This window comes from Oscillatoria sp. HE19RPO, assembly GCF_024220515.1.
Classification (GTDB): Bacteria; Cyanobacteriota; Cyanobacteriia; order Cyanobacteriales; family Laspinemataceae; genus Laspinema.
The window spans coordinates 1-6697 of record NZ_JAMXOT010000465.1; the positions used below are offsets into that span (position 1 = coordinate 1).

Sequence of the window (6697 nt, forward strand, 5' to 3'; positions counted from 1 at the left end):
AGGTTGCCCGATGTCCAGAGGAAGATGATGGCCAGGTGTCCGAAATGGGAGGCGAAAATCTTTTGGTAAAGATTTTCCTCGGTCATTCCGTCATGGCTTTCAAAGTCGTGGGCGGTTGCAATCCCGTACCAAATCCGACGTGTTGTCGGGTCTGCCGCGAGGTCTTGGCTAAATTTTGGGAATTTTGTTGCCATAGGTCCTCTGATATCCTGCTAATCTTAATCCGAGTTGATGTTAAGTAGCAAAAGCCGATTTATAGCATACAGCCAAAGCCTTCTATCTCATTCACGTTGTCCCGTGAAGGAGACCCCGACTGGGCCGAGTTGCCACATTTTAGGGACGGTTTAAAACCGCATCGCGTCTGGCTTTTCAACATCGTTCGGGGGTTTTGAACCTTGATCCCGTCCTGGTCAATCAGTAGAGGGCATCAATACTGGGAGTTCGGGAAATTTGGTTTGACCCGTTCTCCTGGGTCGGTACAATGCCAGAAAATGGGTGATGGATGGAGGTTGAAACTGTCAGCAGAAAAACTGGGTTTCTATACTCGGGTTCCATTTTCTGGAGGCAGACTCTAGTGAACTCATCCCAAGACGGGGCAGGGAGTGGATCCGACTTCCCGGATCCGCCCCAACGAGGCAAATTTAGTAATTGTGGTGTAGTTTAGCAAAATTTGCGATCGCCTTGAAGGCATTTTGCTCTCCTCACCCCAATTTTTTTGTGGGACCAATGGCCGCCTTAAAAAAAAGCCCCGGTTTTAAGGGAGGCTGTACAGGTCTAATAGGGAATTCGGTTGTCAAAGGTCTGTAAAAACCCGCACCCTCAAGGGTGGGGCTATACGGACGAAGCCCGCCTGCGCGGGCTGAAGAGAAAATCGACTTTTAACAACCGGATTTGGTATAAAACTCGGGTACTGCAAAGGTTAGAAACCTAGTTGTTGCAAGCATTCTGGGCCGGGTAGCAATCCATCTGAAGCCAAACCCTATTTGGGTATTTTTGAAATCTAGCCCTCTTTTGGGCGTAAATTGAATGACGAAAAATCGTGATTTCTTGTAGGGGCGCAATGCTTGCGCCCTCTTTTGGGCGCAAATTGAATGACGAAAAATCGTGATTTCTTGTAGGGGCGCAATGCGCAGGCCCAAAAGAGGGCGTAAATTGAATGACGAAAAATCGTGATTTCTTGTAGGGGCGCAATGCGCAGGCCCTCTTTTGGGGGTAAATTGAATGAAGAAAAATCGTTATTTCTTGTAGGGGCGCAATGCGCAGGCCCTCTTTTGGGCGCAAGCATTGCGCCCCTACAATCTACACACCTTGACAGGGCTAATTCTTGATGTCTGCCCGATCCTGGGTCTTGGTTCAGAGATCGCACCCTCCGGCTGGACCCCAATCTCCCCAGCTTGATTGATAGCTATCCCAAAAAACTTTTATGGATGCTTTTGGGACCTTGAATGGACCGCCAGCCATGATTCGGCATGGGTGAGGGTCCCTTGCCAGAGTTCATACCCGCGCGCATTCAGATGTAATCCATCGGTGGTTAATTCCGACTGCAAGTTTCCGGTGCGATCGCTAAACTGAGCATACAAATCCAGATAACTCGCCCCTTCTTCTCGGGCGATCGCCGCCAATTGCTGATTAATCCACTCAATTTGCCGATTGGGAATCTGAGCTAACCTTGTCGGCAAAATTGATTGGAGGACCACCTGAGCACCGGGATGCTCTTGACGCAGGCGACGCAGAATCTGCCGATGATTCTCCAGAATTTCATCCACCCCCATCCCCTGGCGTAAATCATTAATCCCGGCCAAAATGTAAATCGTATCCGGTCGAGTTCCCCGCAAAGCCGACAATCGACTCAGGACGCCTCGGGAGGTATCCCCAGAAATCCCCTGATTCAACCAGATCCGCCCCTGGGGAAGTCGGTCCTGGGGAAACCACATACTAATCGAATCCCCCAACAACACCGCTAACCGATTAGAACCCTGTCCTTTCGCCACCGCTTGCGCTTCTTGTTCTAGCAGGGCTTTCCATTGCTCATAAGTCGGCTGTTCCCAGGCATTCGCCCACAAGGATCCATAACTATCGCTGGGAATTCGGGTATAAGTCTGTCCCGCCTGTAATGCCGCTAACCGTTGTTGATACAGTTGCGGTCCCGACTGGGGTCGAAAGGATGGAGTTCGGGCATAAGCAACCCGTTCCTGTGCCGTTTCAGCCTTGGAAAGGGTCGCATTGTCCGAGGCGATCGCCCTTTCAGACTGTCCCACAAATTCAGCGGGATAACTATCAAACAGTTGCTCACCCAGCCCCAAGGGGGATAAACTGCCAACTGAACTAAATTCCGGCCCACTCATTTCTACCGAGGGAAGGATATCGGCCCTTGCGGTTAATTCCCATTCCTGGGTGTTGATTCTCGGTACCGTTTGTTCCGGTGGCTTAGGCGGGTTCGGCATTGCCTCAGAAATTGAGGTCTTCATCTGAGTTAACAACCCGATCGCCAGCCATAATGGATCGCTCATCCCACGTCACTCCTTCACAGACACCTCATAAATTTCCCAAGCTGAATCGATCCAGTCAGGACAACCGTACACCCATTTTGAGACTTTGGACCCGTTGATTTATTGGGGGATGAAGGTCATTCCCTATCCAAAAGAAGCAAATCCACACCGATGGATTGCCGATGGATTGCCGATGGATTGCCGATGCCATGGGCGATCGCCTTGAGTCCTCTGTATGGGTCAAAATCTTCAGCCCTTACCACAACTTCGACAGTTATCATATCCTCTCCTGTGCAGGGAACCGAATAAAAATCAGGTCGCAAAACTGGCAATTGATCCCCTATCTTTTGCCTGAACGCAATAAAAAAGGCGGTATCCAAGATAACCCCCTTCATCAAAACTACTCGGTTTTAAGCTTTCGCCGTTAGCTTGATGTTAAGCAATGGCCAGGATGAAAACAGAATTTTATTGCTGTTGCTGATAGTATTGCAAAACCTCTTGGGTATAGTCAGAAATTCGCTCGCTGTTGTACTGATTGGGGTCTCCCGCCATCCACCAAGCCGCCGCCCGACGCACGGCTAAGGATTCATCATTGCCGCTGGCTTCATACTCCTCCTGGAGGACATCGCTCATCACACAGGCTAAAACTTCTCTAGCTTGGGCTTCATTGGCTGCAAATTCTGCCGGGGTGAGTTCTTGGTCAATACAGAGTCTGGACCACCGGGGAATATTATCCGGTTTAATTTGCCAATCGCTATAGAGTCCGTCATTTTCTATGCCTGTATCCGGTGCAGCCAGTCGCAATGCCTCCACGAGAGAATCAACTTTGGCATCCGTAATTTGCGCCGTCACCGGCAGGGCAAATAGCAGAGAACTGGTCAAGAATCCGCCTAAAATTAGGCTGAATTTCCCCAGGTTTTTGGAATTTTTCAAAACATTTATGGAGATAAACATGGGCAATCGGTTTAATGAGGATGTTGAGGTTCGCTAGGGTGATTTTTCTGGGGCTTAAATCCAGAATGGGTTAAAGCTCTTAACAGGTATAAGCGAACAATTCCTCTAAATGAATCAGCCCAAAGATAGAGAATCTAAAATTTATTCTCTGAAAACAATAAATTACTTTTTGTAATGAATGGCGATCGCCTCGGAGTTGAGGGCAAATTCTCTTGGGGATTCCCACGTCAGTGGAGAGGACGGTAGTTCTGACCTGGAAACGGTCCCTATCCCTAAATCGTGTCAGGGCGATCGCCTTCACCCTCCGGGGTAACTCTCAGCAATTCCCCCGGATCCGGGGATGGCTCATTGGGTTTAAAATAAGTTCCTAAAGAACCCCATCCCTGATTTCGTAGATACAAATGGGCGGCAATTCGATGCTTACAAAAGGACTGACGGTAGAGGATATCATTGCAAGAACATCCATCCGGGTTCACCGGGTTAATGTGACCATTGAGGGGATTCCAGACCAGGATTTGCTGAGGGAGTAACTTAACTTGCAATTCTTCGATCGCCCCTTGATTTTGCCTCTCCAGATAGTCAAACACCTCGCGATCGGGAAGGGTGTAGAGGGTTTCCCCTTGCTGTACGGTGAGGCGGTACTCACTAATGCCAATCTGGGTAATCGGTTCCCCCGGGCGATCGCGAATCCCCAACAGGCTCAACAGGGACTGAATCAAATACTTCCGGGCGATGAAGGTGCAGCCCCTCCCATAAGGCGTCCGATAGACAATATAGGGCGTATTCGTCCGTTTGACCACCCCCAACCGTTCTATCTCAATCGGACAAGAGACGATCGCCTTGTCCAAAGATTGTTTTCCCCGCTGGGGTAACCGTTTTGAGGCGGGTTTACTCGGTGACAGTTCCAGCAGGCTAAAATTTTCGAGGGCGGGGGGTTGCGGATAGGTCGTGTTCATGATATAATCCTTTCTTGTGAATCTTGTGAATCTGGTGAATCTTGTCAATCTTGTGAATTGTGATATTCCTGTGATTGATTGCCTTGATGACTCTTGTCATTCTCGTAGTGGTCCAGGTAAATTGATTCACTGATTATTGTTTTTCCGTTTTGGTCTTCGATTAGTTAGTTGCTAATCGAGAGCGATTCGGGTCATTTGGTCTAAGAAGCGCGGTACTACTTGGTCGTGGGCATCGCGCTTTTTTATTGCTTGATTCTTCTTTAATTTTATTGGCAAAAAAACCTAAAGTCAAGAAGATTGGGATTTTTTGAGGTTGGCTTGGTCCGCCAGAGCTTGTAAAAGTTCCTCTACCAGGGGCATCTTCTCATCCGGAATCACCTTGAGGATATGGGCCGCTTTTACTTTAGGGATAGGGAAGTAGAAACGCTCTCCTTGTCCGGTAGCTGGGCGTCCGCCTTTGTTCTTGTTCATCGAGTTCCGTTCAGAACGTCACGTTTATTGTTCAGTAAAAGTAGGGGCAATTCAGTTGCAGGTCATTTCCCCCTAATGTTGAGTCATCAGGCTTTCGATGGAAGACGAATGCCCCAAATTGCTCTGCGCTTCCAGGGAAATATCCATCGCTTCTATTCAATTTTAACGTAAACTCAATCGGCTTTATAGCCCAGGAGGGGCGGTTCCCCCTCCTGTAATATCCGTGGATTTAGCCACTGGAACAAGCTATTGTCCCTTAAGTGGTGTACTCGGCGTTGATCTTCACATAATCATAACTGAGGTCGCATCCCCAGGCGGTTCCGCTTCCGGGTCCGTTGCCAATCTGCACCTGCATCAGGACCGTATCCTCTTTCAAATAGGCACCGGCAGCCGCTTGTTTCAGATAGGCACTGGCGGCAGGGCGATCGAACCCTAAGGGTTGACCATTTTCCATCAACAAAAACTCACCCAGTTGAATCCGCAGATTGTCTTGGTCAAAGGATACCCCTGCACGTCCCGCAGCAGCAGCAATTCGCCCCCAGTTCGGGTCCCGTCCAAAGACGGCGGATTTAACTAAGCTCGATCCGACAATGGTTTTGGCAACCCGACGCGCTGCGGCATCATCCGGTGCCCCGGTAACTTGGACTTCAATCAGGCAGGTTGCGCCTTCTCCATCCCGGGCGATCGCCTTCGCCAGATGTTGACAAACCGCCGTCAATCCCGCTTCTAACTTTTCCGCCTCCGGACCCATTTCCGTAATCGCCGGGGTCCGAGATTGTCCATTAGTTAACGCAATCAGAGTATCGTTGGTGCTGGTATCTCCATCCACCGTAATCTGATTAAAACTGCGGTCTGCCGCCCGTTTGAGCATATCGTGCCACAGATGGGAAGAAACAGTGGCATCGCAGGTGACAAACGCCAACATGGTTGCCATGTTCGGATGAATCATCCCCGACCCCTTGCAAATCCCCCCGATTCGCACCGGACGGCCCTCAAAAGTGGTTTCTAAGGCGATGGTTTTAGGGACTAAATCCGTGGTGCAAATCGCTTTAGCTGCTGCATCATTGCCTTCGGTGGAGGAAGCTGCAACAACTGCGGGAATCCCCGTCCGCAAGGCATCCATGCGAATTCGTTGCCCGATTACCCCAGTGGAGGCAATTAGAACAGAATTAGGGGAAATCGAGAGTTCTCGGGCTAACAAGTCGGCACTTTCGAGGGTATCCGCCAACCCTTGCTCCCCGGTGGCGGCATTGGCTTGTCCAGCGTTACATAAGATAGCGCGGGCGCTGGCTTTTTCCTCAAGGCGTTGGCGACAGTAGTCTACACAGGCGGCACGAACAACGGAGGTTGTGAACACTCCAGCGGCGATCGCCTCTACATCGGACCAAATCAATGCTAAATCCGGTGCTCCTGACGGTTTTAACCCAGCGGCAATCCCTGCCGCACGATATCCTTTTGGAGCCGTCACCCCTCCGGTTATTTCTTGCCAGTCTGCCATAGTTTTTTCCTTGAAAAGTGGCCTATTTGAGAGGGGATTATAGCAAGATGCGGCTCTCAGAAGGGTCCGGGTTTGACAATATTGGTCATTTGTCCTTGGTCATTTGTCCTTGGTCATTTGTCATTGGTCATTTGTCCTTGGTCATTTGTCATTGGTCATTTGTCCTTGGTCATTAGGGGGATTGGGTTCATGTTCGTAGTAACGACTTCAGTCGTTGCCAAGAGTGTCATGGCGTCCGCCATGACACTGACTATGCGCGGATGGGTCCGATGTTCGTAGTAACGACTTCAGTCGTTGCCAAGAGTGTCATGGCGTCCGCCATGACACTG

At 49.9% G+C, this 6697-nt stretch carries 7 protein-coding genes; all 7 read right to left on the reverse strand.

The annotated features are described in order from the left end of the window. The coding region (locus NG833_RS29595; protein ID WP_254565700.1) for a hypothetical protein at window positions 1-194 on the reverse strand (194 nt) is incomplete at its 3' end. Between the two features lie 1227 nt (window positions 195-1421). Continuing rightward, complete coding sequence (locus NG833_RS29600; protein ID WP_254568849.1) at window positions 1422-2510, reverse strand: SGNH/GDSL hydrolase family protein; 1089 nt, start codon at window positions 2508-2510, stop codon at window positions 1422-1424. Window positions 2511-2626: 116 nt separating this feature from the next. Then, window positions 2627-2770, reverse strand: coding sequence for a hypothetical protein (locus NG833_RS29605; protein WP_254568850.1), 144 nt, complete (start codon window positions 2768-2770; stop codon window positions 2627-2629). 184 nt (window positions 2771-2954) lie between these two features. Beyond that, a complete protein-coding gene (locus tag NG833_RS29610; protein ID WP_254568851.1) occupies window positions 2955-3443 on the reverse strand; it encodes a hypothetical protein in 489 nt (162 codons plus the stop codon). A 272-nt stretch (window positions 3444-3715) separates the two neighbouring features. Further along, the gene (locus tag NG833_RS29615) at window positions 3716-4399 is read right to left on the reverse strand and encodes a hypothetical protein (protein WP_254568852.1); all 684 of its coding nucleotides are present in this window, start codon (window positions 4397-4399) and stop codon (window positions 3716-3718) included. Window positions 4400-4687: 288 nt separating this feature from the next. Beyond that, entirely contained in the window at window positions 4688-4870 is a 183-nt protein-coding gene (locus NG833_RS29620) for a hypothetical protein (protein ID WP_015148861.1), read from the reverse strand. Between the two features lie 256 nt (window positions 4871-5126). Then, entirely contained in the window at window positions 5127-6368 is a 1242-nt protein-coding gene (gene argJ, locus NG833_RS29625; protein ID WP_254568853.1) for a bifunctional ornithine acetyltransferase/N-acetylglutamate synthase, read from the reverse strand. Window positions 6369-6697: the final 329 nt, after the last annotated feature.